This is a genomic window from Deinococcus seoulensis (assembly GCF_014648115.1).
GTDB lineage: Bacteria > Deinococcota > Deinococci > Deinococcales > Deinococcaceae > Deinococcus > Deinococcus seoulensis.
The window spans coordinates 1-26,542 of the sequence record NZ_BMQM01000043.1 but is presented as its reverse complement, the minus strand read 5'-3'; the positions used below and the strand labels follow the sequence as shown (position 1 = coordinate 26,542).

The window sequence follows — 26,542 nt, the reverse complement described above, 5'->3', positions numbered from 1 at the left end:
TCTTCCGAAATCTCAATGCGCCGATGGGAACGGGCCATGCCCAAGTCTACTTCTTTGGTGCGTTGTACTTAGACTCTGTTGGCGAATTCGAAAACCGCTGTTGGGTGAGGCGGATCATCACGACTCGGCAACAAGAAATGCGGAGTCCGGGGGCCATCACCTGAATTCGCCAACAAAGTCTAGTTCCAGCCAACTACCCAACGAGCCCACCAGCGTGGAAACCTTTGGCGAGTACGGCGAGCGTTTTCAGATTGAGGAAGGGTTTCTGGACGAGAAAAGCGGGTTGTTCGAGCTGGAAGCGTCCAAGCTGCGGGATGTGAAAAGCCTGGAACGGCTGGTCATGGTGATCTCGGTGGCGATGTTGCTGCTGGTGTCCGAGGGGCTGGACGTGGTGGAGCGTGGGGATCGACGCGTCGTCGATCCCCACTGGCAGCGCGGATTGAGCTACCTGAAGATTGGGCACAAATCGATGAGCTACGCGCTGAGTCGAGGTCAGAGGTTCTTCAGAACCCTGAGATTGCGGGGCGGCCCGGACCCCGAGCCACCGAAGCCCAGAAAACGCGGCCAGCCGTCCTCGTTGGAAGCACTCAAGAACGGCTGGCACGTCAGTTTTCACTTCATCTCATAAAATCTGTCAGGCGGTCAGGGGCCAGCTTACAGAGGCGGATACTGACCCCACTCTTGGTCAGGGGCTGGCCCGTGCGGCTCAAGAAGACGTTGGCCACACCGGCATGGGCGGGGCGGCGTTCGCGGCGAAGGTAGACGTTGAGGGCCTGCATGGCTCTGGCCCCGATGGGGACGAAACGTTCCTTGTTCCCCTTCCCATGAATGCGCAGCAGTCCGCGCTCGAAGAGGAGGTCCCCCAGTTGCAGGTTCACGGACTCCTGAACACGGATGCCCGTGTCGAAGAGGGTGAGAACCAGCGCGCAGTCGCGCAGCGGCTGTGGCCCCTTCCGGCACGTCTTGAGCAGATGCTGGGCCTGCTCCGCGGAGACAGCCGGGAGGCGATGTCGACCCACGGTCGGCATCTCCAGGCGCTTGACTGGGTTGGTGCTGAGCAGCTCTTCCTTGTATGCCCAGGTCAGCAGTGCACGCAGGGCCCGAGCGTGCGCGTGCACGCCCCCGGGGGAGAGGCCGTCAGCTTCCAGTTTCCGCAGGAAGGCCCGCAGGTGCTGCACGGTCAGGGCAGCGGCCTCCTTCGGGAGACCGTTGGCCTCCACAAACCGTCCGAAGGCGGTGCGGGTGGTGGTGTAGTACCGCAGCGTGGCCTTGGTGCGTCGCTTGGCCTGAAGGTGGAAGAAAAACTGCTGCCAGAGTTCGTCGGTGGTCATCCCGTCTCCTTCTGACAAGGTGCCTGTCGGCCTCTGAAGAGCACACGATCACGGCTGCGGCTCACCTGCTGTCCCTACTGGAACAAAAAAGAGAACCTCGTCTTAGACGAGGTTCTCTCTTCTGGCTCGGCAGGTTGGGGTCGAACCAACGACCGTCCGATTAACAGTCGGATGCTCTGCCACTGAGCTACTGCCGAATACCTGTGGCGGGCCGTTTCCGGCGCGAGAGGGATAGTAGCACGCACCCATATGCCGCGCAAGTCCTCCGGGCGCGTGGCCCCCACCTGTCCAGACACCCGGCCCGGTTCGGGGCCGTTGCAGGGCGGGTCCGGGGGCCGTTCAGGCCTGCGCGCCGCCCGGCATGATGGTGCCCGGCGTCACGCCCAGCCGGTCCAGCGCCGCCTGCCAGCGCTCCCCGGCGGGCACGTCCCAGATCAGGTCCGGGGTGTCCTGCTCCACCCACACCCAGCTGCCCTCGCGGGCTTCCTCGGTCAGTTGCCCGGCGCCCCACCCGGCGTACCCGAGGACCAGCATGAACCGCTGCCCCGACGCCATCACGGCGCGCAGCACGTCCAGGCTGCTGGATACCGTCAGGTCCGGCGTGAGGCGCATCTCGCCGTCCAGGCCGACCGGCTGCCGGTACAGGCACCACCCGAGGGTCGGGTCGACCGGGCCGCCCATCCAGGCCGGATCGGGTTGGCCCGGCAGGTCGGGCAGCAGGTCGCTGACGCTGTGGGGCATGGGGGCGTTCACGATCAATCCCATCGCGCCTTTCGTGTCGTGCTCCAGCAGCAGGATCACCGCGCCTGCGAACACCTCGCCGCGCAGGTGCGGGCTCGCCACGAGAAAAGTCAGTGGACCGCTCATCACCCGGCAGGATACCGCGCCCTGAGCGGCCGTTCAGGCACGTTCGCCCGGATCAGTACGTGACGCGCCGCGTGACCGTCATGAACGTCTGCCCCTGCATCGTGCCGGTCTGACGCACCCAGTTGCCCTGCGCGTCGTACTCGATCCGCCACTGCTCCTGCACGTCCCCCAGGTCCGCCATCTCGATGCGCGTCACGCGCCCGGCCGCGTCGGTGGTCATCAGCTGCGCGGGAAGAAGCTCGCCGTTCGCGCGGTCCTCCACGCGGATGCCCGTGCCGTCCGGGGCGTAGGTGTACGTGGTCTGGCGGGTACTGCCTGCGCCCGGGCCTGCGCCTGTTCCGGGGGGGAGGCTGACGGTGATCTCCCGCAGGATCAGGCGGCTCCGCGCGTCCAGCTGCGCGGTCGTCACCTGGGACACGGCCCCGGCGCGCGTGACCCGCTCCACCACCTGCCGGTTCGCGCTGGAGTAGGTGCAGCTGACCTGTTCCTTCACGGCCTGCCGGGTCCGGTCCTCCCAGACGCCGCTGTAGGCCGTCAGGCGGCCCTGCGTGTCGAACTGCACGGCGACGGGCGTGCGCGGCGCTGCCTGGAGGTCCGTGAGGGTGATGGGTTGCGCCCGGCCCGCGTTCTCCCCGGAGACCCGTGACAGCTGCTGGTAATGCCCGGTTCCGGGTGTCAGGGTCAGGAGGCTGCCGGTCAGGCCACCCTGCGCGGAGGTCAGCACCCGCGTGACCCGGCCGCCTTCCAGCGTGAAGGTGCGGGTCGTGACCGTTGCCGGGGCGTCCGGCGCGGCGGGATTCGCTTCGCTGCGAACCTCGGTCACCTGCCGGGGGGTGCCCTGCAACCGGGGCAGCAGCGTGCGGTCCTCGCCGGGCACGTCGAAGCAGTACGCGGCGTGGGCCACGCCCAGGGTCGCAAGCAGCAGGGTCAGGAGGCGGCGCATCTGGGGCGCAGCATAGCCGTGCCGGGACAGAGCCGTGCCGGGACAGAGCCGTGCCGGGACAGAGCCGTGCCGGGACAGAGCCGCGCCGGGACAGAAAAACCCCCACCGCAGCGGGTGGGGGCAGGGGAGGGGAGGGCGCCGGGGCCTGGCAGTTCAGGTCAGGCGCGGGCGTCGGGGCTGCGGCGGGTGCTCTTGCGTTTGGCCGGGGCGGGCGCGGCGGGGGCGCTGCCGTCGCGGGGCGTTTCGAGGGCTTTCAGGCCGCCCACGAGGGCCACGTCGAGCACCTGATCGACGGTCTCGCAGGGGTGGAAGCGCATGCTGGTGCGCAGGTGCTCCGGGATGTCGCGCAGGTCGCTCTCGTTCGCCTTGGGCATGATGATGTGCTTGATCCCGGCGCGGCGGGCACCCAGCACTTTCTCCTTCAGGCCGCCGATGGGCAGGTAGCGGCCGGTCAGGGTCATCTCGCCGGTCATGGCGACGTCGTGGCGGGCGGGAATGCCGGTCAGGGCGCTGATGAGGCTGGTGACCATGGCGCCCCCGGCGCTGGGGCCTTCCTTGGGGATCGCGCCGGCCGGCACGTGAATGTGGATCTCGCTGTCGTCGATGCGGGCCTTGTCGATGTGGAAGCGTTCGGCGTTGCTCTTGATGTACGTCAGGGCGGCGCGGGCCGATTCCTTCATCACGTCACCGAGTTGCCCGGTCAGGACCAGGCCCTTGCCGGGGCTGATGCTGGTCTCCACGAACAGGATGTCGCCGCCGACCGGGGTGTAGAACATGCCGGTGCTGACGCCCACGGTGTCCTCCTTGCCCTCGGTTTCCGGGGTGTGGCGGGCCTGCCCCAGGTAGCGGTCGAGTTCCTTGTCCGTGACCTTCACGCGCTTGACCTCGCCGGTGGCGATGCGGCGGGCGACCTTGCGGGCGACCGTGCCGATCTCGCGTTCCAGGTTGCGGACGCCAGCCTCGCGGGTGTAGTGGCTGATCAGTTTTTCCAGCGCGGAGTCCGTGAACGCGATCTGGTTGGCTTTCAGGCCGTTCTGGGTCAGCTGGCGGGGCAGCAGGTAGCGTTTGGCGATCTCCAGTTTCTCCTGCTCGATGTAGCTGGAGAAGTCGATGACTTCCATGCGGTCCATCAGGGCCGGGGGGATCTGCTCGGGGTAGTTGGCGGTGGCGATGAACATGACCTCGCTCAGGTCGAAGGCCACGCCCATGTAATGGTCGGTGAAGTGCTGGTTCTGCGCGGGGTCCAGCACTTCCAGCAGCGCGGCACTGGGGTCGCCCTGGTAGCCGCTGCCGAGCTTGTCGACCTCGTCGAGCAGGATCACGGGGTTCTTGGTTCCGGCGGTGCGGATGCCCTGGATCAGGCGGCCGGGCATGGCGCCGATGTACGTGCGGCGGTGACCGCGGATGTCGCTCTCGTCACGCGCGCCGCCCAGGGCGATGCGCACGTATTTGCGGCCCAGCGCCTTGGCGATGCTCTGCGCGATGCTGGTCTTGCCGACGCCGGGAGGGCCGGTGAACACCAGGATGGGTCCCTTGTTCACGTCCTCGGCGCTCAGTTCGCCGCGCGCGGCGCGTTCCTTGCGCAGTCGGCGCACGGCCAGGAATTCCAGCACGCGGTCCTTGACCTTCTCCAGGCCGTAGTGGTCGTCGTCCAGGATGGCGGCGGCGGCCGCGACGTCCAGCTGGTCCTCGCTGCGGACGTTCCAGGGCAGTTCGGTCACCCAGGTCAGGTACGTGCGGATCACGCTGGCCTCGGCGGCGTCGGGGTGCATGCGCGCCAGGCGGTTGACCTCGCGGTCGATTTCCTTCTTGACTTCGGCTTTCAGGTCCAGCGCGTCGATCTTGGCGCGGAACTGTTCGGCCTCGTCGCCTTCCTCGCCGTCCTCGCCGCCCTGGAGTTCCTTCTGGATGACTTTCATCTGTTCGCGCAGGTAGTACTCGCGCTGGTTCTTGTCGATCTCTTCTTTCACCTGCGCGCGGATCTTGGCCTGCACGGCCTGCACTTCCTGTTCGGTGTCGAGCAGGGTCAGCAGTTTGCGGATGCGGTCGGTCAGGTTCGGGAGTTCCAGCAGCGCCTGCTTGTCTTCCAGTTTGAAGTCGAGGTTGAAGGCGATGTGGTCGGCCATCTCGCCGATGTCTTCCTTGCCGCCGATGCTCTGCACGTTCTCGGCCGTGAACTTGCCGCCCGAGGAGATCGCCTCGAAGCGTTCACGCAGTTCGCGGCTCAGGGCCTGCAGTTCCACGGGTTCGTCGGCTGCGGTGGGCATGGGGGTGATGTCGGCGCTGAGGTAATCGCCGCGCGTGTAGTTGCTGGCGCGCACGCGGGCCACGGCGGACACGAGCATCTGCACGGTGCCGTCCGGGTTCTTGCGGACGCGCAGGACGTTGCAGGCGGTGCCCACGTCGTACAGGTCGCTGCCCTTGGGGTCGTCGATGTCCTTGTCTTTCTGCGAGACGATCAGGATGACCTTGTCGCTGGCCATCGCCGCCTCGATCGCGCCGATGGAGATGGAGCGGCTGGCGTCGATGTGCTGGACCATGGTGGGGTAGATGACGCTGCCGCGGACGGGGCAGACGGGGACGTTGCTGGGGAGGGTGTGGGTTTCGGTGGGCATGCGGAACTCCTTTGGCCCGGTCGGGTCTGGCTGAGATGCGGGGTTCCTGGCGTGCTCTGTACCAAGAAACTTGAGTGCCACTATATCAAGTTAGGGGGGTTGCGGCAAGCCTGCCGCGCCCCTCCGCCGAACGGCCTATTCCTCGTGCTTCACGCTGAAATCCTACGCCCGGAAGCCTGACACAACCCTCACGCGAACCTGACGAGGCGTTTACACATGCCCCGCCACCCGTACGCGGGCCGCCCGCGCGCCGGGTCCCGTTATGCTGCGCCGCATGGCACGCCTGCGCTGGCGCATATCCCACCTTCCACCCCTCCCCACCGGCAGCGCGCTGTTCCTGACCGGCGACCACCGCGCCTGGAGCAGCGACCCCACCGGCTGGACCTTCGACCCCGCCGGAGAACTGCTGAGCGAGCACCCGGAAGGCACCCTGCTGAGCGTCGAGGTCCGCGCCCGCCACCCGGACGGCACCGTCACCGAGGAAGGCGACGCCTGGGGAGGCCGCGCCGCCCCCCACAAACATGTGGTGACCGGCGACGCTGGCATCGACCTGCATGTGGCCGGGTGGCAGGACGCCAGCGGCGGGGCCGCCCGCCCACCGCGCAGCGCCCCACCGCGCGAGGAAACCGCGCTGGAGGCCCCCTGGGGAGAACAACCCGTGCGCCTGTGGTGGCCCGCCGGGCATGACGGCCCCCTGCCGCTGCTGATCCTGCACGACGGCCAGAACGCCTTCGACGAGGCCCCCACCTTCGCCGGGGAGGGCTGGGACGCCGCCGGGGCCGCGCAGGCCCTCGCGGATGCCGGGCACCCGGTGCGGATTGCCGCGCTGCCCGTGAACGATGACCGCAGCCGCCGCTACGTGCCCTTCCCGTTCGAGCTGAACGACCATAACAGTGGCGCGGACGAGTACGCCGACTGGCTGCGCGGCACCCTCCTGCCGCACCTGCACGTCCGCTTCGGCCCGGTGGCCGCGCAGGACACCGCGCTGGCCGGTTCCAGCTTCGGCGGGCTGATCACTGCGTACGCGGGCCTGCGCGACCCCGGCACGTACGGCACGCTGGGCGTCTTCAGCCCCGCCGTGTGGCCCGCCGACCACGCCTTCCTGCACTGGCTCGCCGGGCGCAGCGACCCGCAGGCGCGCGTGTGGATCGACATGGGCGACCATGAGCAGGGCACCCTGGCCGCCTCACGGGACCTCGTGACCCGCACGCGCGACCTGAGCGAACGCCTGAGCCCCCACGTCCGTGAAACCCGCTTCAGCATCGGCGCAGGCCACTGGCACGACGAACCCGCGTGGCGCGAACGCCTGCCCGCCTTCCTGCACTGGTGGCGGACAGGTCAGGGCTGACTAAGTACGTTGAAGCTAACATTGCGAGATTCCGGGAAAGCGCCGGAACCTCTCCATTCCCGCTCCAACGTACTTTCTTCTGCTACGCGCTCCGCGCGGTTTATCTACAAGATAAACGCAGTGTACTTACCGCAGCAGGTCGCCCGCGATGATGATCTTCTGGATTTCGCTGGTGCCCTCGTAGATGCGCAGCAGGCGCTGGTCGCGGTAGTAGCGTTCAACGGGGCTGTCTTTCATGTAGCCCATGCCGCCCGCGACCTGCACGGCCCTGTCGGCCACCTGCGAGAGTGCCTCGGTGGCGTGGTACTTGGCGACACTGGCCATGCGGCGCACGTCCTGGCCCTCGTCGACCATCCACGCGACTTTCTGCCACAGGACGCGGCTGGTCTGCACGGCGATTTCCATCTCGGCCAGCATGAACTGCACCGCCTGGAATTCCGCGATGGGTTTCCCGAACTGCTCGCGGGCCCTGGCGTGCGCGACCGAGAGGTCCAGCAGGCGCTGCATGGCGCCCGTGCTGCGCGCGGCGATGCCGACGCGGCCGTTCGTGAGGATGCCCAGCGCCTCGCGGTAGCCCAGGTGCTCGGGGCCCAGCAGGTTCGCGGCCGGGATCTCGGCGTCCTGGAAGATGACTTCGGCGCTCAGGGCGCCTTTCTGGCCCATCTTCTCGTCGATCTTGCCGATGGTCACGCCGGGCGTGGTCTGCGGCTCGACCAAGAAGGCACTCATGCCCCTGGTGCCCTGGCTGGGGTCGGTGATGGCGATGACGGTCAGCAGGCCCGCGATGGGCGCGTTGCTGATGTAGTGCTTGGTGCCGTTCAGGACGTACACGTCGCCTTTTTTCTCGGCGCGGGTGCGGATGTTCGCGGCGTCGCTGCCGGAACTGGGTTCCGTGATGGCGAAGCCTGCGACGCACTCGCCGGTCGCCATGCGCGGCAGGAAGCGCGCCTTCTGCTCGGGCGTGCCCAGTTTCACGAGGCCGCTGGTGCCGATGCTGGCGTGCGCGCTGATCACACCCCCGAAACCCATGTGGCCCATGCCGAGCGCCTCGTAGGCGGCGCAGCGGCCCAGCGCGCCCAGGCCGACCCCGCCGTACTCCTCGGGGATGCTCAGGCCGAACAGGCCCAGCCCGGCCGCCTCGCGCAGCAGTTCCGGGGGAATGCTGTTGCTCTCCTCGATCTCGTGCGCGCGGGGTTCCACGCGCGACAGCATGAAGTCACGGACGGTCGCCTGCACCTCGCGCAGGTCCTCTGGCAGATTGAAATTCATGTGCCCCCACACTACCGCTCCGGGCGGGCAAGGGGGGTGCGGATCACACGCCCGCCCGCCGGAACCTGTCAGGATACGGACAGTTCTCCCGTTGCCCGGAGGTCGCATGACGACACCCCAGACCCAACCCCAGACCCAGACGCCTTCCGCCCTTCCTGCGCCCACCTGGCTGCTGCGCACGCTGGGGCAGGCGGACGTGTTCGTGAACGGCGCGCCCGTCGTGTGGCCCGCCCGCAGCGCCGAGGAACTCCTGTGGTACCTGCACGCCCACCCGGACGGCCGCTACCGCCACGACCTCCTGAGTGACCTGTGGGGGCTGGAGGACACCCCGGCCGCCGCGAACCGTTTCCGGGTGGCGCTGCACCGCCTGCGGGCCGCGCTGGGCTGCGCGGACGCCGTGACCGAGGTGCGCGGCCGGTACGCGCTGCACCCGGACCTGCTGGCCGCCAGTGACACGCACGCCCTGCACGGCGCCCTGAACGCCGCGTACGCCACCCCCCGCGAGCAGGAGCAGGGGCTGCGCCGCGCCCTGGCCGCCGCCGACGGCGAGTACCTGCCGCACCTGAACGGCGAGTGGGTGCAGCAGGCCCGCGAGACGCACCGCGCCGCCCTGGTCGCCGCGCACCTGACCCTGGCGCGCCTGCACTGCGACGCGCACGAGTGCCCGCTGGCCGCGCAGGAACTCGTGCGGGCCGCCGCGACCGACCCGCTGATCGGCGAGGACCACCACCAGCGCCTGATGGCCTGCCTCGCCATGACGCGCGGCCGCTACGCCGCCACCGAGCACTACCGCCGTTACCGCGCCTATCTGACCCGCGAGATCGGCGACACGCCCATGCCCGACACCGAGGCCCTCGCCGAACGCCTGAAAGGCGGCGAGTTGCCCTGCGTGAACACCACCTTCCAGCCGGTCGGGTCGCCGGTCGATTCGCAGACAGGGAAGAGCGGCCGGTAACGCCCGGACCCCTGTGACCCGGAGCACGGCGGCCCGGACCACGGCGGCCCAGATCATGGTGGCCGGGATCATGGTGGGATGGGGGCCGTAATGCCTCCGTAACACGCTCATTTCAGGCTCGGTGCATGGAGGTTTCCCATGCGCGTACATGAACTGATGAGCACCCCCCCCGTGACCGTCCCGCCCACCCTGCCGCTGGCCGACGCCGCGCACCTGATGCGGTCACGCGGAATCCGCCGCCTGCCGGTCATGGACGGCCCCCGACTGGTCGGGATCGTCACGGACCGCGACCTGCGCGAGGCGATGCCCAGCCGCCTCAGCACCCTGTCTCCCTGGGAGGCCACGACCCGGCTGGCCGCGCTGCACGTCTCGGACGTCATGCGCCGCAGCGTCCTGACCACCACCCTGCACGCCCCGGCCCGCGACGCCGCGCAGACCATGCTCACGCACCGCGTGGGCGCCCTGCCGGTCCTGAACGAGTACGGGCAGCTGATGGGCGTGATCACCGTCAGCGACGTGCTGCGCGACTACGCGGCCCCGCACGGCAACGCGCCGGACAGCCCCGTTCCGGACAGCCTCGCGCCAGAGACCCTGGCGCCCGAGGACCTCACGGCCGGAACCGCCGGCGGAGGGCTCGCGTGAGCGCCCCCCGCTCCCCCCAGGCCCCGGCGTCCCGTCCCGCGAAGGCCGCCCCGCCCACCGGCACGCTGTTCGTGGTGAGCGTGCTGATCCTGGCCATCAGCACCCTGTGGATGCTGGTGCTGGGCATCCTGAACGGACGGGCCTGACGTGACCCCACCCCAGGAAGCACCCCACGGAGCACCCCACGCAGCCCCGGCCGGAGCACCGGCAGGCGGCCTGGATCACCACACGCTGGAACGCTACGAGACCATCTGGCTGGGCATCGCGCTCGTCATGACGGTCCTGCTGTTCACGGGCGTGCTGGGCAGCATGATCGGCGGCACCTTCCCGCTGCTGACTGCCGGGGTGGGCGGCGGGCACGGCGCGGTCATCCGCGAGGGTCGCCTGGACCCCGCGCGCCTGTCGGCCACGCCGTTCGGGACGCCCGGACTGGTGCAGACCCCGCAGGGCCTTCAGGCGTACATCGTGGCGCGCGCCTTCACCTTCGACCCGCCGGTCCTGCGCGTCCCGGCCGGGCAGAAGATCACGCTGCACGTCACGGCGACCGACGTGGTGCACGGGTTTCAGGTGACGGGCACGAACATCAACGCCGAGATCCTGCCCGGTCACGTCGCGTCGTTCGAGGTGACGTTCCGGCACCTGGGCGAGCAGCACGTCATCTGCAACGAGTACTGCGGCGCCGGGCACCAGAACATGATCACCCGCTTCATCGTCGAGGAACCCGCCAGCGCCTCCACCCCTGCCGTCACACCCGGCACCACCCCCGCCAAGGAGACTCCGTGACCACCTCCCACCCCGCTCCCTCACGCGCGCCGGAACGCCCGGCACCCGCCGCGCCCGCAGGTTCGTCTGCCACGGGCGGCCTGAGCGGCGTGACCGACGCCGCTGCCCTGACCGGCCTGAAGACCCTCACGCAGTACTACGTGGTCACGGCCTTCCTGGCCCTGTTCATCGGCGTGATGCTGGGGCCACTCCAGGCCCTGAACTACGGCGGCGTCAACGTGTACGAGTACCCGCTCCTGAAAGCCCTGATCAGGTCGTACTACCAGGGCCTCACGCTGCACGGCGTGCTGAACGCGCTGGTGTTCACGCAGTTCTTCATCAGCGGCTGGTTGCTGTACCTGCCGCTGCGTGAACTGACCCAGGCGGGCGGCGCGCGCCCCAACCTGCGCTTCGCGTGGTTCACGTACGTGCTGATGACCGCCGGACTGCTCACGGCCGCCGTGCCACTGCTGAGCAACGACGCCACGGTCCTGTACACCTTCTACCCGCCGCTGGAAGGCAGTCCCGTGTTCTACATCGGGGCGGGCGTGATGGTCGCCGCGAGCCTGCTGGTCGCCGGTCAGGTCGTGTGGACGTGGCTGGCCTGGAAACGCGCGCATCCGGGCCGCGTGACGCCGGTCGTCACGTACATGAGCGTCGCCACGTGGCTGATGTGGGCCGTGGCCGCCCTGGGTCTGGTGGTCGAGGTCGTGGTCATGCTGATCCCCTGGTCGCTGGGCCTCACGCGCGGCGTGGACCCGCTGCTGGCCCGCACGCTGTTCTGGTGGACCGGGCACCCCATCGTGTACTTCTGGCTGCTCCCGGCGTACGTCAGCTGGTACGCCTTCCTGCCCCGGCAGGCCGGTGGGCGCATGGCCAGCGAGGGCCTGACCCGGCTGTCGTTCGCGATGTTCCTGGTGTTCAGCGTGCCCGTCGGCCTGCACCACCAGTACGCCGACCCGAACGTGCAGAGCAGCTGGAAGGTCATTCACATGTTCCTGACCTTCCTGGTGGCGGTGCCCAGCCTCCTGACCGCCTTCAGCGTCGCCGCCTCGCTGGAAGACGCCGCCCGTGCGCGCGGCGGCCGGGGCGTGGTCGGCTGGATGCGCCGCCTGCCGTGGGGGAACGCCAGCGTGACCGCGCAGGTGCTGGCCATGGTGTCGTTCATCTTCGGCGGGGCGGGCGGCATCGTGAACGCCAGCATCGCGTTCGCGCCGGTCGTGCACAACACCGCCTGGATTCCCGGTCACTTTCACATCACGGTGGGTACCGCCACCACCCTGACGTTCATGGGCGTGGCGTTCTGGCTGGTGCCGCACCTGACCGGCAAGCGCCTGTTCGCGCCGCGCGCCGCGCTCGCCTCGGCGTGGCTGTGGTTCGGCGGGATGATGCTGTTCGCGCTGGGCATGCACTGGCAGGGACTGGCGGGCGTGCCCCGGCGCGCGCAGGTCAGCGCCAGCGCCCAGCAGGCCGCGTACGACGCCATGAACCTGGGCGTGCCCCGCGCCCTGACCGCCCTGAGCGGCGTGATCCTGCTCGTGGCGGGCCTGACGTTCTTCACGGTGCTGTTCCGCACGCTGCTCTCGGCGCGGCGCGATAACCCGGAAGACACCGCCATTCCCGTCAGTGACACCATCAGCCCCGCCGGGGCGTCCCTGACGGCCGCCACTCCGCTGGTCCGGCACACCGAGCCGCTGCTGGCCCTGACGCTGCTGGCCCTGATCCTGGTCGCGCTGGTGTACGGCCCGGTCATCGCGCCCATGCTGGCGAACTACCAGGCCGTGCCCGGCCAGAGGCTGTGGTGACCCGTGAACGGACCTGACCTCACCCCGGACCTCACGCCCGACCCCTCCGAACGTGGCTTCACCGTCCGTGAAATCGGCGCCTTCGTGCTCTTCGTGACCGCCACCGTCAGCCTGGGCGTCTGGGGGTACCGCACCGGGCAGGGCCTGGCAGGCACGGGCGGCGCGACCGTCACCGCCGTGCACGCCACCGTCCCCGACGGACAGACGCTGTTCGCCGGGAACTGCGCCGGCTGCCACGGCGCGCAGGGCCAGGGGGGCCTCGGCCCGGCCCTGAAAGCCCCCGCCGCGTGGGCCGCCCCGGACTTCCAGCGGGCCGTGATGCAGGGCGTCACCCCGGACGGCCGCACGCTGGGCGCCGTGATGCCACGCATCGCGCAGGTCGGCCTGGACGGCCAGGACGCCACGCCGGAACAACTCGCGGCACTCCAGGAGTACCTGAAGACGCTGCCCTGACCTGCCCCCCTGCCCGGCACCCTGGCCCCGACCGGGGTGCGCCGGGCAGGAGCAGAGACAGGGGGGTGATTGACACGCCGCCCCCGCACCCTTAAGCTGTGTGGGCCTGACAGGACGTGGGCGACAAAGGTACGGTGGGTTTAGCTCAGTTGGTTAGAGCGCCGCTCTGTGGAAGCGGAGGCCGGGGGTTCAAGTCCCCTAATCCACCCCAGACCGGTTCCGGCCCCGCAGCGATGCAGAGGGCCGGAACCTTTTTAACTCAACCTTTTTAACTCTTTTTACCCCCTGACCACACCAGGGTCAGGGCACACGCGGGGATGGCGGAACTGGTAGACGCACCAGACTTAGGATCTGGCGGAGCAATCCTTGAGGGTTCAAGTCCCTTTTCCCGCACCAGAGCGGCGCAGCGGCGGCCGGACCTCTCAGGGGGTCCGGCCGCCGCTGCCACTGCTTCCCGCAGGTACCGCCGGACAAATGCACTATGATGTCGGGCGGCATGTCGCGCGCCCCCGCCCCGGTGGCGGCGTGATCGGCACGGCAGAATCAACAGAGGAACGCGTCCCTGACCGCCGCCCCCCCCGTGGGGCGCAGGTCCGGACACGCAGACGGGAGACCCAATGGCAGAGCTGATCAGCAGAGAAGGCAACAAGGTGGAATTCAAGGTGTCGGTGCCCGCCGCCGAAGTGAACCGCGCATACGACCAGGTGTGGGCCGGACTGGCGCGCGACGTGCGCGTCCCCGGCTTCCGCCCCGGCAAGGCGCCCCGCAAGGTCATCGAGGGCCGCGTCGGGAAGGGTTACGTCGAGCAGGAAGTGCGTGACCGTCTGCTGGAAACCCACTACTCCCAGGCTGCCCGTGAACTGAAGCTCAGCCTCGTGGACGCCAACATCGACCCGCAGCCCCTCAAGAGCGGCCAGTCCTTCGAGTTCACCGTCAAGGGCGAAACCTACCCCGAAGTGAAACTGGGCGACTGGAGCGGCCTGAACCTGACGGCCGCCGCGCCCGAGATCACCGACGAGGTCCTGGACCGCACCCTGAGCGACCTGCAGGAACGCAACGCGACCTTCGACGACGCCGACCGCGCCATCGAGGCCAGCGACCAGGTGACCATCGAGGAGCAGGGCGAGGACGGCGGCACGTACCCCGTGTACCTGGACGTCGCCGAGGCGCACGTGCGCGACGCGCTGCTGGGCAAGAACAAGGGTGACACCGTGGAAATCACCGTGCCCGCCCACCAGCACGGCGACCACGAGCACGCCGAGCACACCGTCACGGTCAAGATCGTGGACGTGAAGACCAAGAAGCTGCAGGAACTGGACGACGAGTTCGCCAAGAGCCTGAACTTCGACTCGCTGGAGCGCCTGCGCACCGACCTGAAGGGTGAACTGGAACGCCGCGCGCAGCAGGAAGGCGAGGCTGGCCGCCGCGAGGAGTTCATCAACCACCTGGTCGAGGGCATGACCGCCGACATTCCCCAGGCGCTGCTGGACCGCCGCCGCGAGGCCATGCAGGCCGAGATCGAGGACGACCTGGGCCGCCAGGGCGTCAAGTGGGGCGAGTACGAGGCCTTCATGAAGGAGCAGGGCAAGCTCGACGAGTTCATGGCGGACCTCGGCAAGAACGCCGAGACCCGCGTGAAGCGCGACCTGGCCCTGGAGCGCCTGGCCGAGGACCTGCAGGTTCAGGTCAGCGACGCCGAGTTCAACCAGACCATGATGGCGCTGGCGCAGGCGAACGGCCTGAGCCCCGCCGACCTGAGCAAGCAGCTCGGGCCGAACGGCATCAACTCGTACTACACCAGCCTGATCCGCGAGAAGGCGCTGCAGCAGGCCATCGCGCAGCTGGCGGGCGGGCAGACCGAAGCCGCTGCCGACGAGGCCAGCGCGGAAGCCAGCACCGAAGAGAACAGCACGGAAGCCGCCGAGTAAACCGGCGTCTGGTGAAGGGGGGAGTGTCCTGCGGGGCGCTCCCCCACTTTTTTGCGGTGCGGGGCCATGCGGGTCTTCCGGAACTCTGTCCTGATACGGATTCCGTTTATTTCGTTAACAGATCGGAACACCACCGATCTGCTAACTCCACGTCCGGAACCCGCTTCGACTCCTACTCGCTCTGCTCGGATTGAACGGCTTTATCAGCCATTCAATCGGAGTCCGTATGAACTCTGTACCGAATTCATTGAACGGCCGTTCAAAGAATGCTAGCGTGCGTGGCATGAGTGACCCCGCCGCCCGCCCCAGCCTCGGCATCACCGCGCTGGGCATGTACGTGCCGGAACGCATCGTGCCCAACGCGGAATTCGAGGCCCGCATGGACACCAACGCCGACTGGATCGAGTCCCGCACCGGCATCCGCGAACGCCGCTTCGCCGCGCCGGAACAGTTCACGTCCGACGTGGGCGTCATGGCCGTGCGCGACATGCTGCGGCGCGACCCGCAGGCCCTTCAGGGCGTGGACGCGATCATCTGCGCCACCGTCAGCCCCGACGCGCTGATGCCCTCGACCGCCGCCCTGATCGGCATGCAGGTCGGTCTGGTCGGCGCGGCCGCCTTCGACCTGAGTACCGCGTGCAGCGGCTTCGTGTACGGCCTGAGCGTCGCGCAGGGCCTGATCATGAGCGGCGCGGCCCGCCGCGTGCTCGTCGTGGGCGCCGAGGCCCTCAGCAAGATCGTGGACCAGGACGACCGCAACACCGCCATCCTGTTCGGGGACGGCGCGGGCGCCGCCGTGATCGGCCCGGTCCCCGCCGGGTACGGCTTCCAGGAATTCGTGATGGGCGCCGACGGGAACGGCGGGTCCAGCCTGTACCTGCGCTGCGTGGCCCCCACCCTGCCCGGCGGCTTCGACATGGGCCACTCGGTCGGCATGAACGGCCGCGAGGTCTTCAAGTTCGCGGTGCGTGTGCTGGGCGAGAGCGGCGCGCAGGTGCTCGCCAAGAGCGGCCTGACCAGCGCCGACGTGGACTGGGTCATTCCGCACCAGGCGAACGTGCGGATCATCGAGGCCGCCATGGACCGCTTTGGGCTGCCCATGGAGCGCGCCGTCGTGAACCTCGACCGCTACGGCAACACCAGTTCCGCGACCGTGCCCATGGCCCTCGACGAGGCCGTGCAGGACGGCCGCGTGCAGGACGGCCAGCAACTGCTGCTGATCGCGTTCGGCGGCGGCCTGAGCTGGGTGGCGGGCACCATGAAATGGTGGGGCGGCGCGCCCAGCCTGAAGCCCGCACCGCACGCCGGGGTGAGCGCATGAGGATCGCCGCGCTGTTCCCCGGTCAGGGCAGCCACAGCGTCGGCATGGGCGCCGACCTGACCGCCGCGTTCCCCGAGGCGGCCGAGGTCTACACGCAGGTCGAGCACGTCCTGCCGGGCCTGCGCGCCCTGATCGAGTCCGGCCCACTGGACGACCTGACCCTGACCGCCAACCAGCAGCCCGCCCTGGTGGCCGCCAGCGTCGCCGCGTACCGCGCGTGGCGCGCGCAGACCGGACTGACACCCGCCTTCGCCGCCGGGCATTCGCTGGGCGAGTACTCCGCACTGGTCGCCGCCGACGCCCTGAGTCTCGGGGACGCGCTGCGCCTGACCCGCCGGCGCGGCGAACTGATGCAGGCCGCCGTGCCCGTCGGAGCCGGAGCCATGAGCGCCGTCATGGGCGACCCGGCCGTCGTCCAGGAGGTCTGCGCCGAGACCGACGGCGTGCAGCCCGCCAACTTCAACGCGCCCACCCAGACCGTCATCAGCGGCACGAAAGAAGGCGTGGAAGCCGCGAACGCCGCCCTGAAGGCACGCGGCCTGAAAGCCATCCCCCTGAAGGTCAGTGCGCCCTTCCACTGCCCCCTGATGGACCCGGCCGCCAGTGGCCTCGCCCCGGACCTCCAGACGACCGCGTTCGCGCCGCCCGCCTTCCCGGTGTACGCGAACGTGACCGCCGAGGCGAACACCGACCCCACCGCCCTGCCGGGGCTGCTGACCGAACAGATCACCGGCGCGGTGCGCTGGGTCGAGACCATCCAGGCCCTCGCGGAGGCCGGTGCAGACGTGTTCATCGAATTCGGCCCCGGCACCGTCCTGACCGGTCTCGTCAGGCGCATCCTGCCCGACGCCCGCACCATCAACGTCGGCACGGCCGCGCAGGTGCAGGACTTCACGCTGTGAACCGCCCATCCCCCTTTCCTCAGAGGACCCACCCATGACCGAAACCCCCCGTAAAGTCGCCCTGATCACCGGCAGCAGCCGTGGCCTGGGCCGCGCCATGGCCCTCAAACTCGCGCAGGACGGCTTCGATGTCGCCGTTCACTACGGCCGGAACGCCGACGAGGCCGGGAAGGTCGCCGCCGAGGCCCGAGAGGCCGGCGTGCGCGCCGAGGTGTTCGGCGCCGACCTGACCGTCCCCGCCAACGCCGGGACGCTCGTCGAGACGGTCATCAAAGAGATGGGCCGCCTGGACGTGCTCGTGAACAACGCCGGGATCACCCGCGACACCCTCGCCATCCGCATGAAGGACGAGGACTGGGACGCCGTCATCCAGACGAACCTGTCGAGCGCCTTCATCGCCTGCCGCGCGGCGATCAAGCACATGATGCGCGCCCGCTCGGGCCGGATCATCAACATTGCCAGCGTGGTCGGCCTGACCGGCAACCCCGGACAGGCGAACTATGTGGCCAGCAAGGCCGGACTGATCGGCCTGAGCAAGGCGCTGGCCAAGGAGTACGGCGGGCGCGGCATCACCGTGAACGCGGTGGCGCCCGGCTTCATCGAGAGCGACATGACCGCCCAACTGCCCGAGAACGTGCAGCAGGGGTACCTCGGCAGCATTCCGCTGGCGCGTTTCGGGCAGCCGCAGGAGGTCGCGGCGCTCGTGGCGTTCCTCGCCAGCGACGGTGCCGGGTACATCACCGGGCAGACCATCGGCGTGGACGGCGGATTGAACCCCCACTGACCCGAAACGTCCGCAGGAGGCCCGAGTTGAACCCCGTTCAGATCAGCCGACTCTCATGGACGCCACGTGTAGACTGGCGCAGACTTCAGTATCAGGAGGTACGAACTCATGGCAACTTTTGATGATGTGAAAGACGTGATCGTTGACAAGCTCGGCGTGGACGGCGACAAGGTGGTCCCCGAAGCCCGCTTCGTGGAAGACCTGGGTGCCGACAGCCTCGAAACCGTGGAACTGATCATGGGTCTCGAAGACAAGTTCGGCATCACCATCAGCGACGAGGACGCCGAAACGATCCGCACGGTCCAGGCCGCCGTGGATTACATCGAGAGCAAGCAGTAAACGCGCTGGCCCCCCACGCTCGGGGGGCGCAGGATGACGGGGCGGGGCGCGGTGCATTGCCGCTCCCGCCCCCATCCATTGACCGGGCCGACACACCGGCACGCACAGAGGGGGGGATGCAGTGAGCGTCACAGGGTTGAAACGGGTTGTTATCACGGGCCTCGGGCCGGTCACGCCGATCGGCGTGGGCGCGCAGGCTTACGCGCAGGCGCAACGCGCCGGACAGAGCGGCATTGCCACCATCACGCACTTCGATCCGGCCGAGACGGCCAGCCGGATCGCCGGGGAAGTCAACGACGACCTGTCGCCCTTCGTGGACCCCCGCGAGGCCCGCAAGCTCGACCGGTACGTGCAACTCGCGCTGGCCGCCGCCGCGCTGGCCGTGCAGGACAGCGGCCTGACCGAGGAACAGCTGCGCGGCGAGGGCACCGGCACCATCGTCGGCAGCGGCATCGGCGGCGTGAAAACCTTCGAGGATCAGGCGGGCGTGCTGCACTCACGCGGACCGGGGCGCATCAGCCCCATGTTCATTCCCATGATGATCGCCAACATGGCCACCGGGCACGTCGCCATGCGCTACGGCGCGACCGGCCCCAGCAGCACCGTCGTGACTGCCTGCGCCACCGGCACCGGCGCCATCGGCGACGCCGCGCGCTACATCCAGCTGGGCCTCGCGGACACCATGATCGCCGGGGGCAGCGAGGCCGCCATCACGCCCATCGCCATCGGCGGGTTCTCGAACATGAAAGCCCTGTCCACCCGCAACGACGACCCCCAGCGGGCCAGCCGCCCGTTCAGCGCCACCCGCGACGGCTTCGTGCTGGGCGAGGGCGCGGGCGTCGTGATCCTCGAAGAGTACGAGAAGGCCGTGGCGCGCGGCGCGACCATCTACGCCGAGATCGTCGGGTACGGCACCAGCGCCGACGCGCACCACATCACCACGCCCGCCCCCGAGGGACGCGGCGCGCAGGTCGCCATGCGCATGGCCCTGCGTACCGCCGGCGTGAACCCCGAACAGGTCGGGTACATCAACGCGCACGGCACCAGCACGCACTTCAACGACCTGCACGAAACGCAGGGCATCAAGCACGTGTTCGGCAAGCACGCCCACACGCTGGCCGTCAGCTCCACCAAGAGCATGACCGGGCACCTGCTCGGCGCGGCCGGCGCCATCGAGGCCATCGCCGTCGCCCAGGCGCTGCGGGACGGCATCCTGCCCCCCACCATCAACCTGACCGACCCCGACCCGGAACTCGACCTCGACTACATCCCCGAAGGCGCGCGCGAGGTGCAGGTCGAGTACGCCCTGAGCAACTCCTTCGCGTTCGGCGGGCAGAACGCCGCGCTGCTGTTCAAACGCGTCTGATACGGACTCCGATGGAACGGCTTTGTAAGCCATTCCATCCGAGCGGACTCGTAGAGCTGCGAAGCAGAGCGAGCAGGAGAGAAACGGGTTCCGGACGTGGAGTCGGCAGATCGGCGGTGTTCCGATCTGTTAACGAAACAAACGGAATCCGCATGACCGCGCACACCTGACGACCCTGCCTCCGATGCCCCTGCCTCGGGTAGAACGGCCATCCGGTTCGCGCGCGCTGGCCCCGCTGGATGGGGCAAGGAAAACCCGGAGGACGACACGGCCGGGGCAGGTGCCTGGGGGCGGGGCGCGGGCTTCTGCTTTAATGCGGGTCAGAGAGTTGACTGTGCGGGCGTCCCGCTGTTGTGGGCGGTGACGCTCCCCTGACCACCTGCCCGTCTATTGAAGAGGAGTCATGACTGTGTCCCCCACCAAATCCGAGCGTTCCGATCCGTCCTCACCTGCCGCTGCGGCGGTTCGTCGTAAGCGCCGCGCGGCTCATCCTGCCGGGATGGGGGAGACGGTCACGCACAGTACGGTCGCCAATCCCGACAGTCCGTTCCTGAACCGCGAGCTGTCGTGGTTGGCGTTCAACGAGCGGGTGCTGGCGGAGGCGCGTGATGAACGCAATCCGCTGCTTGAGCGCCTGAAGTACACGGCCATCTGCGGCAGCAACCTCGACGAGTTCTTCATGGTGCGCGTGGCGGGCGTTCACCGGCAGATTGCGGCCGGGGTGAACACGCCCGGCCCGGACGGATTGCAGCCGCGCGAGACGCTGGCGCTGGTGCGGGAGCGGACGCAGGGCATGCTGCGCGAGATCGAGCGGTCCACGCGCGGCATCCTGAAGGAACTGCACGCGCAGGGCGTGAAGCTCACGCGGGTGCATGAGCTGGGGAAGCGGGCGCGGGCGCAACTGCGGGAGCATTACCTCGCCGAGATTCAGCCGGTGCTGACGCCGCTGGTCGTGGACCCCAGCCACCCGTTCCCGTACCTGAGTAACCTCAGCCTGAACCTCGCGGTGCTGCTGGAGGCCCGTGACGAGGAAGAACCGGAGTTCGCGCGCGTGAAAGTCCCGGTGGGCGTGCTGCCGCGCATCGTGGTGATCGGCGAGGCGCTGCTGCTGCTCGAGGACGTGATCGCCGCGCACATCGCCGAGCTGTTCAAGGGGCGGCAGGTGCTGGCCGCGCATGCCTTCCGCGTGACCCGCAACACCGATTACGAGTTCGAGGAGGAGGAAGCCGAGGACCTGCTGGCCACCATCGAGGACGGCCTGCGGCGGCGGCGGTTCGGGTCGGCGGTCCGCATGGAGGTCATGCGGGACACGCCGCCCGAGATCATCGGATTCCTGCAGGGGCGGCTGCGGCTGGCCCCCGAGGACATCTACCTGCTGGACGGCCCGCTCGGCACGGCGGACCTGATGGGTCTGCCCGTGACCCGCCCGGACCTGTCGTACCCGGCGTACGCGCCGGCCGTGCCGGACCTGGACGGCGACGAGGACTGCGGGATCTTCGACACACTGCGCGGCGGTGACGTGATCCTGCACCACCCGTACGACGGATTCACGAACATCCTGGATTTCCTGGAGGAAGCCAGCCGCGACCCGCAGGTGCTGGCGATCAAGCAGACGCTGTACCGCACCGGCGACGACCCGCGCCTGCTGGGCGCGCTGCGGACCGCCGCCGAGAACGGCAAGCAGGTCGTGGCGCTGATCGAACTGAAGGCCCGTTTCGACGAGCAGCGCAACATCTCCTGGGCGCGGAAACTGGAGCGGGCCGGGGCGCACGTGGTGTACGGCGTGCCGGGCCTGAAGACCCACGCGAAGGTGGCGATGGTCGTGCGGCGCGAGTCGGGCGGCCTGCGCCGCTACGTGCACATCGGCACCGGGAACTACAACGCCAAGACCGCGCGCCTGTACACGGACCTGAGCCTCCTCTCCGCGCACCCGGACCTGGGCGCGGACGTGGCCGAACTGTTCAATCACCTGACCGGGTACGCCGCCGCCGAGTACACGCACCTGCTGGTCGCCCCCGACACCGCCCGCCCGGGCCTGGAGGCACTGCTGGAACGCGAGGCCATGCACGCCCGCGCCGGACTGGACGCCTGGGTGCGCGTGAAGGTCAACCAGCTGACCGACCCCGGCATGATCGACGCGCTGTACCGCGCGGCCGAGGCGGGCGTGCGGGTCGAGATGATCATCCGCGGCGTCTGCTGCCTGCGCCCCGGCGTGAACGGCCTGTCGGCCAGCATCCGCGTGCGCAGCCTGCTGGGCCGTTACCTGGAGCACGCGCGGGTCTTCGCGTTCGGGAACGCCGGGAGCCCCGAGGTGTACTTCGGGAGTGCCGACTGGATGAGTCGCAACCTGGACCGCCGCGTCGAGGTGATCGCGCCGGTGCTCGACGACCGCCACCGCGAGACCTTCCTGAGCATCCTGGATACCGAGTGGGCCGACACGCGCGGCTCCTGGGAACTGAGCGCCACGGGCGAGTACCAGAAACTGCCGGGCGACTTCAGTGCCCAGCAGGTGTTCGCGGCGGCCCGCCACCCCGCCTGAACCGGAGGAGCCTGAACCGCAGGGAATTCAGAAAGGGGGCTGTCCGCGTACCTGCGCGGCGGCCCCCTTTTGGATCTGCCTGACGGCTCATGAACACCGGAGAATGCAGAGCGCCCGCAACCGTTTCCGGTGCGGGCGCCTCCTGTCAGGGCTGCGGAGGCTCAGGCGCGTTGGCCCGAGCGGTCCGGTTCAGCTCTGGTTTTCTTCGGTGGTTTCGGTGCTGGCGTCGGCCTGCACTTCTTCCTTCTTGTCGCCGCCCAGGCCGAACTGCGCGAACAGGTCCGCGTAGACGTCGCCCAGCTTGGTGCTGATCTTGCCACCCTGGCTGGCGTCCTTGGCGTTGTAGGCGTAGTCCGCGTCGCCGCGGCGGCCACCACGGCCACCGGCGCGGGGAGCGCCGCCCTGACCGCTGCTGTAGCGGTCACTGCGGGCGCCGCCACCCTGGCTGACGTAGTCACGCTGGGTGGGGACCGGGCCGCCGCCCAGGAAGCGGCGACGGCTGAGGCTGGCGCGCTGCTCGACGGGGTCGATGTTCAGGATGACGGCTTCGATCTCGTCGCCCTTCTTGAACAGGTCGGCGGGGTTGTTGACGCGCTGCACGTCGAGTTCACTGATGTGGATCAGGCCCTCGATGCCTTCCTCGATCTCCATGAACACGCCGAAGTCGGTCATGCCGGTGATCTTGCCCTTCACGGGGGTGCCGGGCGGGTAGCGGTCAGGCAGGGCGCTCCAGGGATCGTCGGTGGTCTGACGAATACCGAGGGAGATGCGGCGGTCCTTCGGGTCGATGCGCAGGATGACGGCCTCGACTTCGTCGCCTTCCTTCATGACTTCGTTGGGGTGACGCACGCGCTTGGTCCAGCTCATCTCGCTGACGTGAACCAGGCCTTCCAGGCCGGATTCCAGTTCGATGAAGGCGCCGAAGTTGGTGAGGTTCGTGACCTTACCGGTGACCTTCTGGCCGATGCTGTAGCGGTCGGTGGCACCTTCCCAGGGGTCCTGGGTGAGGGCTTTCATGCTCAGGTTGATGCGCTCGCGGCCGCCGTCGACGTCCATGACCTGCACCTGCACCTTGTCGCCCACCTTGACCACGTCGCGGGGGTGGTTGAAGCGGCCGTAGGTGAGTTCGCTGCGGTGAACGAGGCCGTCGATGCCGCCCAGGTTCACGAACACGCCGAAGTCGGTGATTTCCACGACTTCACCCTCGAACTGCGCGCCGGCTTCGAGCTGGCCGACGGTTTCTTCGCGGGCCTTGGCTTTCTGGGCTTCGAGGATGGCGCGGTGGCTGATGATCACGCGGTTGCGCTTGCGGTTGAGCTCGATGAGCTTGACCATCAGGGGCTTGCCGACGTAGGGGTCGAGGTCGTTCACGCGGCGCGTGTCGACCTGGGACGCGGGGAGGAAGGCGCGGATGCCTTCGACCTGCGCGACCAGACCGCCGCGCACCTTCTCGAGCACCTCGACTTCGAAGGCTTCGTCGGCCTCCTGCATCTTCTCCAGGACGCGCCAGCCCTTGTCCTGATCGGCGCGCTTCTTGCTCAGCACGATCTGGCTGTTGGGCAGGTCGACGCGCACGACGTACGCCTCGATCTGCTCACCGGACTTGTACATCTCCTGGGCCTGTTCCAGCGTGACGGGCTCGTCGCCGAGCTGGTTGAGGGGGATGATGCCCTCGACCTTCGCGCCGATGTCCACGGCAATGCCTTCCTGGCCGATGAACACGATGGTGCCGTCCACGATGTCCCCACGCGTGACGCTCTGGGGTTCCTGCGCCTCACTGGCGAGGATGTCCTCCATGGTCATGGCGGGGTATTCGCGTTCCTCCACGGGGGTGGGAACGCTGGTCTGGGTGGTGCCCGTCGCGGGCTGAGTCCCGCCTTGCTGGGCGGGGGTCTGGGTGTTGTCTTCCATGAACTCCTGTCCTCCTGGGCGCGCGGCCTTTCGGTCTCGCGCCAGCCTGATACCTGCTATCCGTGCTATTCCGCCCCCTGGGGGTCCGGTGCATACGGCGCGGCAACACCTTAGTGTATCAGAGTCGGACCAAGGCGGCAACTGCGATCTGTACGCAGTTCAGTGAGGTTTCAGTGGCGTTCGCTCGGGCGGGACTGACACGCACTCGCGGGGGGGAGGCTTGACGCGCAGGGCAGGCTGTGGCTATACTCCCTCACGCTTCCCCCCAAGGGAAGATCGGTCAGAGCGAAACCCGCGTTGGGGCATCGTCTAATGGCAGGACACCAGTCTCTGACACTGTCGATCTAGGTTCGAGTCCTAGTGCCCCAGCCAACTGAAAGAACCCCGTCCACAGGCGGGGTTCTTTCTTGTTCCGTCCTGCCCTCACATGTGGCGTTAAGGGCAGATTCATGCCCCGCCTCCCTGGCAGGGCTGCCAGCGGGCGTCTGAATTACACTCTGGTATGACCCAGCCTGCACCTACCCAGTCGGCACCTACCCCGTCGGTACTTCCGGAGTGGTACAAGAGCGCCGTCTTCTACGAACTGTCCGTGCGCACCTACGCCGACGGGAACGGCGACGGCAAGGGCGACTTTCCCGGCCTGACCAGCAAACTGGACTACCTGAAGAACCTGGGCGTGGACTGCTTGTGGCTGCTGCCCTTCTACCCCAGCCCCCTGCGCGACGACGGCTACGACGTGGCCGACTACGTGGGCATCCACCCGGACCTGGGCAGCCTGGACGACTTCCGGGTGTTCCTGCGCGAGGCGCACGCACGCGGCCTGCGCGTGATCAGCGACCTGGTCACCAACCACACCAGCAGCGACCACCCCTGGTTCCAGGCTGCCCGGCGCGGCCGCCTCCTGCCCGACGGTAGCCCGAACGAGTACCACGACTACTACGTCTGGAGCGACACTGGCACCGAGTACGCCGGCGCCCGGATCATCTTCACGGACACCGAGACCAGCAACTGGACCTTCGACGAGCAGGCCGGGCAGTACTACTGGCACCGTTTCTTCTCCAGCCAGCCGGACCTGAACTTCGACAACCCCCGCGTGGTCGAGGAACTGCTCTCGGCGGCGCGCTTCTGGCTGGACCTGGGCGTGGACGGCTTCCGGGTGGACGCCGTGCCGTACCTGATCGAACGGGAAGGCACCAACTGCGAGAACCTGCCGGAAACGCACGACATCCTGAAAAAGATGCGCCAGCTGGTCGATCAGGAGTACCCGGGCCGCCTGCTGCTGGCCGAGGCGAACCAGTGGCCCGAGGACGTCGCGCAGTACTACGGCACCGAACAGGACCCGGAATTCCACATGTGCTTCAACTTCCCGGTCATGCCCCGGCTGTACATGAGCCTGAAAAAAGAGGACACCACCTCCATCCGCGAGATCATGGACCGCCTGCCCGCCATTCCCAGCTTCGGGCAGTGGGCGACGTTCCTGCGTAACCACGACGAACTGACGCTGGAAATGGTCAGCGACGACGAACGCGCCTTCATGTACGCCGCGTACGCCCCGGACACCCGCATGAAGATCAACGTGGGCATCCGCCGGCGCCTGGCGCCGCTGCTGGACAACGACCGCCGCCGCATCGAACTGCTGAACACCGTCCTGCTGGCCCTGCCCGGCAGCCCGATCCTGTACTACGGCGACGAGATCGGCATGGGCGACAACCTCAGCCTGAACGACCGTAACGGCGTGCGTACCCCCATGCAGTGGAACGCCGGCATGAGCGGCGGGTTCTCGACGGCGATTCCCGAAGCCTGCTTCTTCCCGCCCAACCAGGACGCCGTGTACGGCTTTCACCGCGTGAACGTGCAGAGCCAGGAACAGGACCCCAGCAGCCTGCTGAAATGGACCTCGCGGCAACTGGAACTGCGCCGCCGCCACCCGGCTTTCGCGATCGGGGAACTGGAATTCATCGACACCGACAACCCGGCCGTGCTGGCCTTCGTGCGCCGCACCGCCGACGAGACCCTGCTGATCGTCAGTAATTTCGCCGGGAACGCCCAGTCCGTGAACCTGAACCTCGGCGCGTACGCCGGACGCACCCCCGTGACCCTGGCCGGCGCCAGTCCCTTCCCGGCCGTGGGAGAAGGCACCTACCCGATGATTCTCGGGAAGTACGACTACTACTGGCTGCGCCTGAACTGATACGGACTCCGATTGAAGGGGCTACAAAGACCCTTCAAGCCGAGCGAAGCGAGTGGGAGAGAAACGGGTTCCGGGCGTGGAGTTGGCAACCCGGCGATGTTCCGGGTTGTCAGCGAAACAGACGGAAGCCGTATGACCCCGCCGCGCACAGAAGGCCCGCACGCTGAACGCGGCGGGCCTTCTCCTGTGCCTGCTGTACCGGCTGGGTCATACGGACTCCGATTAATTAGCCAACAAGGGCCACCAGTGAAAGAGCGTGTGCCGAGTGACC

At 68.4% G+C, this 26,542-nt stretch carries 22 protein-coding genes and 4 tRNA genes; 19 read left to right on the top strand and 7 right to left on the bottom strand.

What is annotated here, in order from left to right; genetic code table 11:
- The first annotated feature begins 214 nt into the window (after positions 1-214).
- The gene (locus IEY70_RS19065; protein WP_189066608.1) at positions 215-628 is read left to right on the top strand and encodes a hypothetical protein; all 414 of its coding nucleotides are present in this window, start codon (positions 215-217) and stop codon (positions 626-628) included.
- On the opposite strand, the gene IEY70_RS19060 is transcribed toward IEY70_RS19065, so the two are convergent.
- The 5 genes from IEY70_RS19060 to lon form a co-directional block, all read right to left on the bottom strand.
- Positions 618-1,331: a tyrosine-type recombinase/integrase gene (locus IEY70_RS19060; protein ID WP_189066607.1), complete on the bottom strand. Its 714-nt coding sequence runs from the start codon at positions 1,329-1,331 to the stop codon at positions 618-620. The genes IEY70_RS19065 and IEY70_RS19060 overlap by 11 nt on opposite strands.
- A 122-nt stretch (positions 1,332-1,453) precedes the next feature.
- Positions 1,454-1,528 (bottom strand) — tRNA-Asn (locus tag IEY70_RS19055).
- Positions 1,529-1,670: 142 nt separating this feature from the next.
- A complete protein-coding gene (locus IEY70_RS19050; protein ID WP_189066606.1) occupies positions 1,671-2,198 on the bottom strand; it encodes a YqgE/AlgH family protein in 528 nt (175 codons plus the stop codon).
- Between the two features lie 52 nt (positions 2,199-2,250).
- The gene (locus IEY70_RS19045) at positions 2,251-3,141 is read right to left on the bottom strand and encodes a hypothetical protein (RefSeq protein ID WP_189066605.1); all 891 of its coding nucleotides are present in this window, start codon (positions 3,139-3,141) and stop codon (positions 2,251-2,253) included.
- Between the two features lie 158 nt (positions 3,142-3,299).
- Positions 3,300-5,756: an endopeptidase La gene (lon, locus tag IEY70_RS19040; RefSeq protein WP_189066604.1), complete on the bottom strand. Its 2,457-nt coding sequence runs from the start codon at positions 5,754-5,756 to the stop codon at positions 3,300-3,302.
- A gap of 274 nt (positions 5,757-6,030) precedes the next feature.
- Here lon and IEY70_RS19035 point away from each other — a divergent pair, with 274 nt between their 5' ends.
- Positions 6,031-7,104: an alpha/beta hydrolase gene (locus IEY70_RS19035; RefSeq protein ID WP_189066603.1), complete on the top strand. Its 1,074-nt coding sequence runs from the start codon at positions 6,031-6,033 to the stop codon at positions 7,102-7,104.
- Between the two features lie 126 nt (positions 7,105-7,230).
- On the opposite strand, the gene IEY70_RS19030 is transcribed toward IEY70_RS19035, so the two are convergent.
- Positions 7,231-8,373, bottom strand: a complete 1,143-nt coding sequence (locus tag IEY70_RS19030) for an acyl-CoA dehydrogenase family protein (protein ID WP_189066602.1) — start codon at positions 8,371-8,373, stop codon at positions 7,231-7,233.
- 106 nt (positions 8,374-8,479) lie between these two features.
- Between IEY70_RS19030 and IEY70_RS19025 the strand changes: the two genes are divergently transcribed.
- From IEY70_RS19025 to ppk1, 15 genes are all read left to right on the top strand, one after another.
- Positions 8,480-9,328, top strand: coding sequence for an AfsR/SARP family transcriptional regulator (locus IEY70_RS19025; RefSeq protein ID WP_189066601.1), 849 nt, complete (start codon positions 8,480-8,482; stop codon positions 9,326-9,328).
- A 138-nt stretch (positions 9,329-9,466) separates the two neighbouring features.
- The gene (locus tag IEY70_RS19020; protein WP_189066600.1) at positions 9,467-9,970 is read left to right on the top strand and encodes a CBS domain-containing protein; all 504 of its coding nucleotides are present in this window, start codon (positions 9,467-9,469) and stop codon (positions 9,968-9,970) included.
- Positions 9,967-10,116 (top strand): hypothetical protein, encoded by a 150-nt coding sequence (locus IEY70_RS19015; protein WP_189066599.1) that lies wholly within the window; start codon positions 9,967-9,969, stop codon positions 10,114-10,116. The genes IEY70_RS19020 and IEY70_RS19015 overlap by 4 nt, the downstream gene beginning before the upstream one ends.
- A 1-nt stretch (position 10,117) precedes the next feature.
- Entirely contained in the window at positions 10,118-10,753 is a 636-nt protein-coding gene (locus IEY70_RS19010) for a cytochrome c oxidase subunit II (RefSeq protein WP_229778090.1), read from the top strand.
- Positions 10,750-12,537, top strand: coding sequence for a b(o/a)3-type cytochrome-c oxidase subunit 1 (locus IEY70_RS19005; protein ID WP_189066598.1), 1,788 nt, complete (start codon positions 10,750-10,752; stop codon positions 12,535-12,537). The genes IEY70_RS19010 and IEY70_RS19005 overlap by 4 nt, the downstream gene beginning before the upstream one ends.
- A 3-nt stretch (positions 12,538-12,540) precedes the next feature.
- Positions 12,541-12,990, top strand: a complete 450-nt coding sequence (locus tag IEY70_RS19000) for a c-type cytochrome (protein WP_189066597.1) — start codon at positions 12,541-12,543, stop codon at positions 12,988-12,990.
- 134 nt (positions 12,991-13,124) lie between these two features.
- Positions 13,125-13,201, top strand: a tRNA-His gene (locus IEY70_RS18995).
- 100 nt (positions 13,202-13,301) lie between these two features.
- Positions 13,302-13,386, top strand: a tRNA-Leu gene (locus tag IEY70_RS18990).
- Between the two features lie 221 nt (positions 13,387-13,607).
- Complete coding sequence (tig, locus tag IEY70_RS18985; RefSeq protein WP_189066596.1) at positions 13,608-14,918, top strand: trigger factor; 1,311 nt, start codon at positions 13,608-13,610, stop codon at positions 14,916-14,918.
- 283 nt (positions 14,919-15,201) lie between these two features.
- Positions 15,202-16,239, top strand: a complete 1,038-nt coding sequence (locus IEY70_RS18980) for a beta-ketoacyl-ACP synthase III (RefSeq protein WP_189066595.1) — start codon at positions 15,202-15,204, stop codon at positions 16,237-16,239.
- Positions 16,236-17,141 carry an ACP S-malonyltransferase gene (gene fabD / locus IEY70_RS18975; protein WP_189066594.1) on the top strand — a complete coding sequence of 302 codons (906 nt, stop codon included), beginning with the start codon at positions 16,236-16,238 and terminating at the stop codon, positions 17,139-17,141. Before IEY70_RS18980 ends, fabD begins: the two co-directional genes overlap by 4 nt.
- A 34-nt stretch (positions 17,142-17,175) precedes the next feature.
- The gene (gene fabG / locus IEY70_RS18970; protein WP_189066593.1) at positions 17,176-17,925 is read left to right on the top strand and encodes a 3-oxoacyl-[acyl-carrier-protein] reductase; all 750 of its coding nucleotides are present in this window, start codon (positions 17,176-17,178) and stop codon (positions 17,923-17,925) included.
- A gap of 108 nt (positions 17,926-18,033) precedes the next feature.
- Positions 18,034-18,264, top strand: coding sequence for an acyl carrier protein (acpP, locus tag IEY70_RS18965; RefSeq protein ID WP_078300586.1), 231 nt, complete (start codon positions 18,034-18,036; stop codon positions 18,262-18,264).
- A 121-nt stretch (positions 18,265-18,385) separates the two neighbouring features.
- Positions 18,386-19,630, top strand: a complete 1,245-nt coding sequence (gene fabF / locus IEY70_RS18960) for a beta-ketoacyl-ACP synthase II (RefSeq protein ID WP_189066592.1) — start codon at positions 18,386-18,388, stop codon at positions 19,628-19,630.
- 403 nt (positions 19,631-20,033) lie between these two features.
- Positions 20,034-22,169, top strand: a complete 2,136-nt coding sequence (gene ppk1 / locus IEY70_RS18955; RefSeq protein WP_189066591.1) for a polyphosphate kinase 1 — start codon at positions 20,034-20,036, stop codon at positions 22,167-22,169.
- Positions 22,170-22,358: 189 nt separating this feature from the next.
- Here the strand turns inward: ppk1 and IEY70_RS18950 are convergent, their stop codons facing one another.
- Positions 22,359-24,080 (bottom strand): 30S ribosomal protein S1, encoded by a 1,722-nt coding sequence (locus IEY70_RS18950; protein ID WP_189066590.1) that lies wholly within the window; start codon positions 24,078-24,080, stop codon positions 22,359-22,361.
- A gap of 298 nt (positions 24,081-24,378) precedes the next feature.
- Between IEY70_RS18950 and IEY70_RS18945 the strand changes: the two genes are divergently transcribed.
- Positions 24,379-24,452 (top strand) — tRNA-Gln (locus IEY70_RS18945).
- Positions 24,453-24,582: 130 nt separating this feature from the next.
- Complete coding sequence (gene treS, locus IEY70_RS18940) at positions 24,583-26,271, top strand: maltose alpha-D-glucosyltransferase (RefSeq protein WP_189066589.1); 1,689 nt, start codon at positions 24,583-24,585, stop codon at positions 26,269-26,271.
- Positions 26,272-26,542: the final 271 nt, after the last annotated feature.

Excerpts from the sequence above, each read along its gene's own strand:
- IEY70_RS19060 (WP_189066607.1), bottom strand. The coding sequence starts at position 1,331 with ATGACCACCGACGAACTCTGGCAGCAGTTTTTCTTCCACCTTCAGGCC.
- IEY70_RS19050 (WP_189066606.1), bottom strand. The coding sequence starts at position 2,198 with ATGAGCGGTCCACTGACTTTTCTCGTGGCGAGCCCGCACCTGCGCGGC.
- IEY70_RS19045 (WP_189066605.1), bottom strand. The coding sequence starts at position 3,141 with ATGCGCCGCCTCCTGACCCTGCTGCTTGCGACCCTGGGCGTGGCCCAC.
- lon (WP_189066604.1), bottom strand. The coding sequence starts at position 5,756 with ATGCCCACCGAAACCCACACCCTCCCCAGCAACGTCCCCGTCTGCCCC.
- IEY70_RS19035 (WP_189066603.1), top strand. The coding sequence starts at position 6,031 with ATGGCACGCCTGCGCTGGCGCATATCCCACCTTCCACCCCTCCCCACC.
- IEY70_RS19030 (WP_189066602.1), bottom strand. The coding sequence starts at position 8,373 with ATGAATTTCAATCTGCCAGAGGACCTGCGCGAGGTGCAGGCGACCGTC.
- IEY70_RS19025 (WP_189066601.1), top strand. The coding sequence starts at position 8,480 with ATGACGACACCCCAGACCCAACCCCAGACCCAGACGCCTTCCGCCCTT.
- IEY70_RS19020 (WP_189066600.1), top strand. The coding sequence starts at position 9,467 with ATGCGCGTACATGAACTGATGAGCACCCCCCCCGTGACCGTCCCGCCC.
- tig (WP_189066596.1), top strand. The coding sequence starts at position 13,608 with ATGGCAGAGCTGATCAGCAGAGAAGGCAACAAGGTGGAATTCAAGGTG.
- IEY70_RS18980 (WP_189066595.1), top strand. The coding sequence starts at position 15,202 with ATGAGTGACCCCGCCGCCCGCCCCAGCCTCGGCATCACCGCGCTGGGC.
- fabD (WP_189066594.1), top strand. The coding sequence starts at position 16,236 with ATGAGGATCGCCGCGCTGTTCCCCGGTCAGGGCAGCCACAGCGTCGGC.
- fabG (WP_189066593.1), top strand. The coding sequence starts at position 17,176 with ATGACCGAAACCCCCCGTAAAGTCGCCCTGATCACCGGCAGCAGCCGT.
- acpP (WP_078300586.1), top strand. The coding sequence starts at position 18,034 with ATGGCAACTTTTGATGATGTGAAAGACGTGATCGTTGACAAGCTCGGC.
- ppk1 (WP_189066591.1), top strand. The coding sequence starts at position 20,034 with ATGACTGTGTCCCCCACCAAATCCGAGCGTTCCGATCCGTCCTCACCT.
- IEY70_RS18950 (WP_189066590.1), bottom strand. The coding sequence starts at position 24,080 with ATGGAAGACAACACCCAGACCCCCGCCCAGCAAGGCGGGACTCAGCCC.
- treS (WP_189066589.1), top strand. The coding sequence starts at position 24,583 with ATGACCCAGCCTGCACCTACCCAGTCGGCACCTACCCCGTCGGTACTT.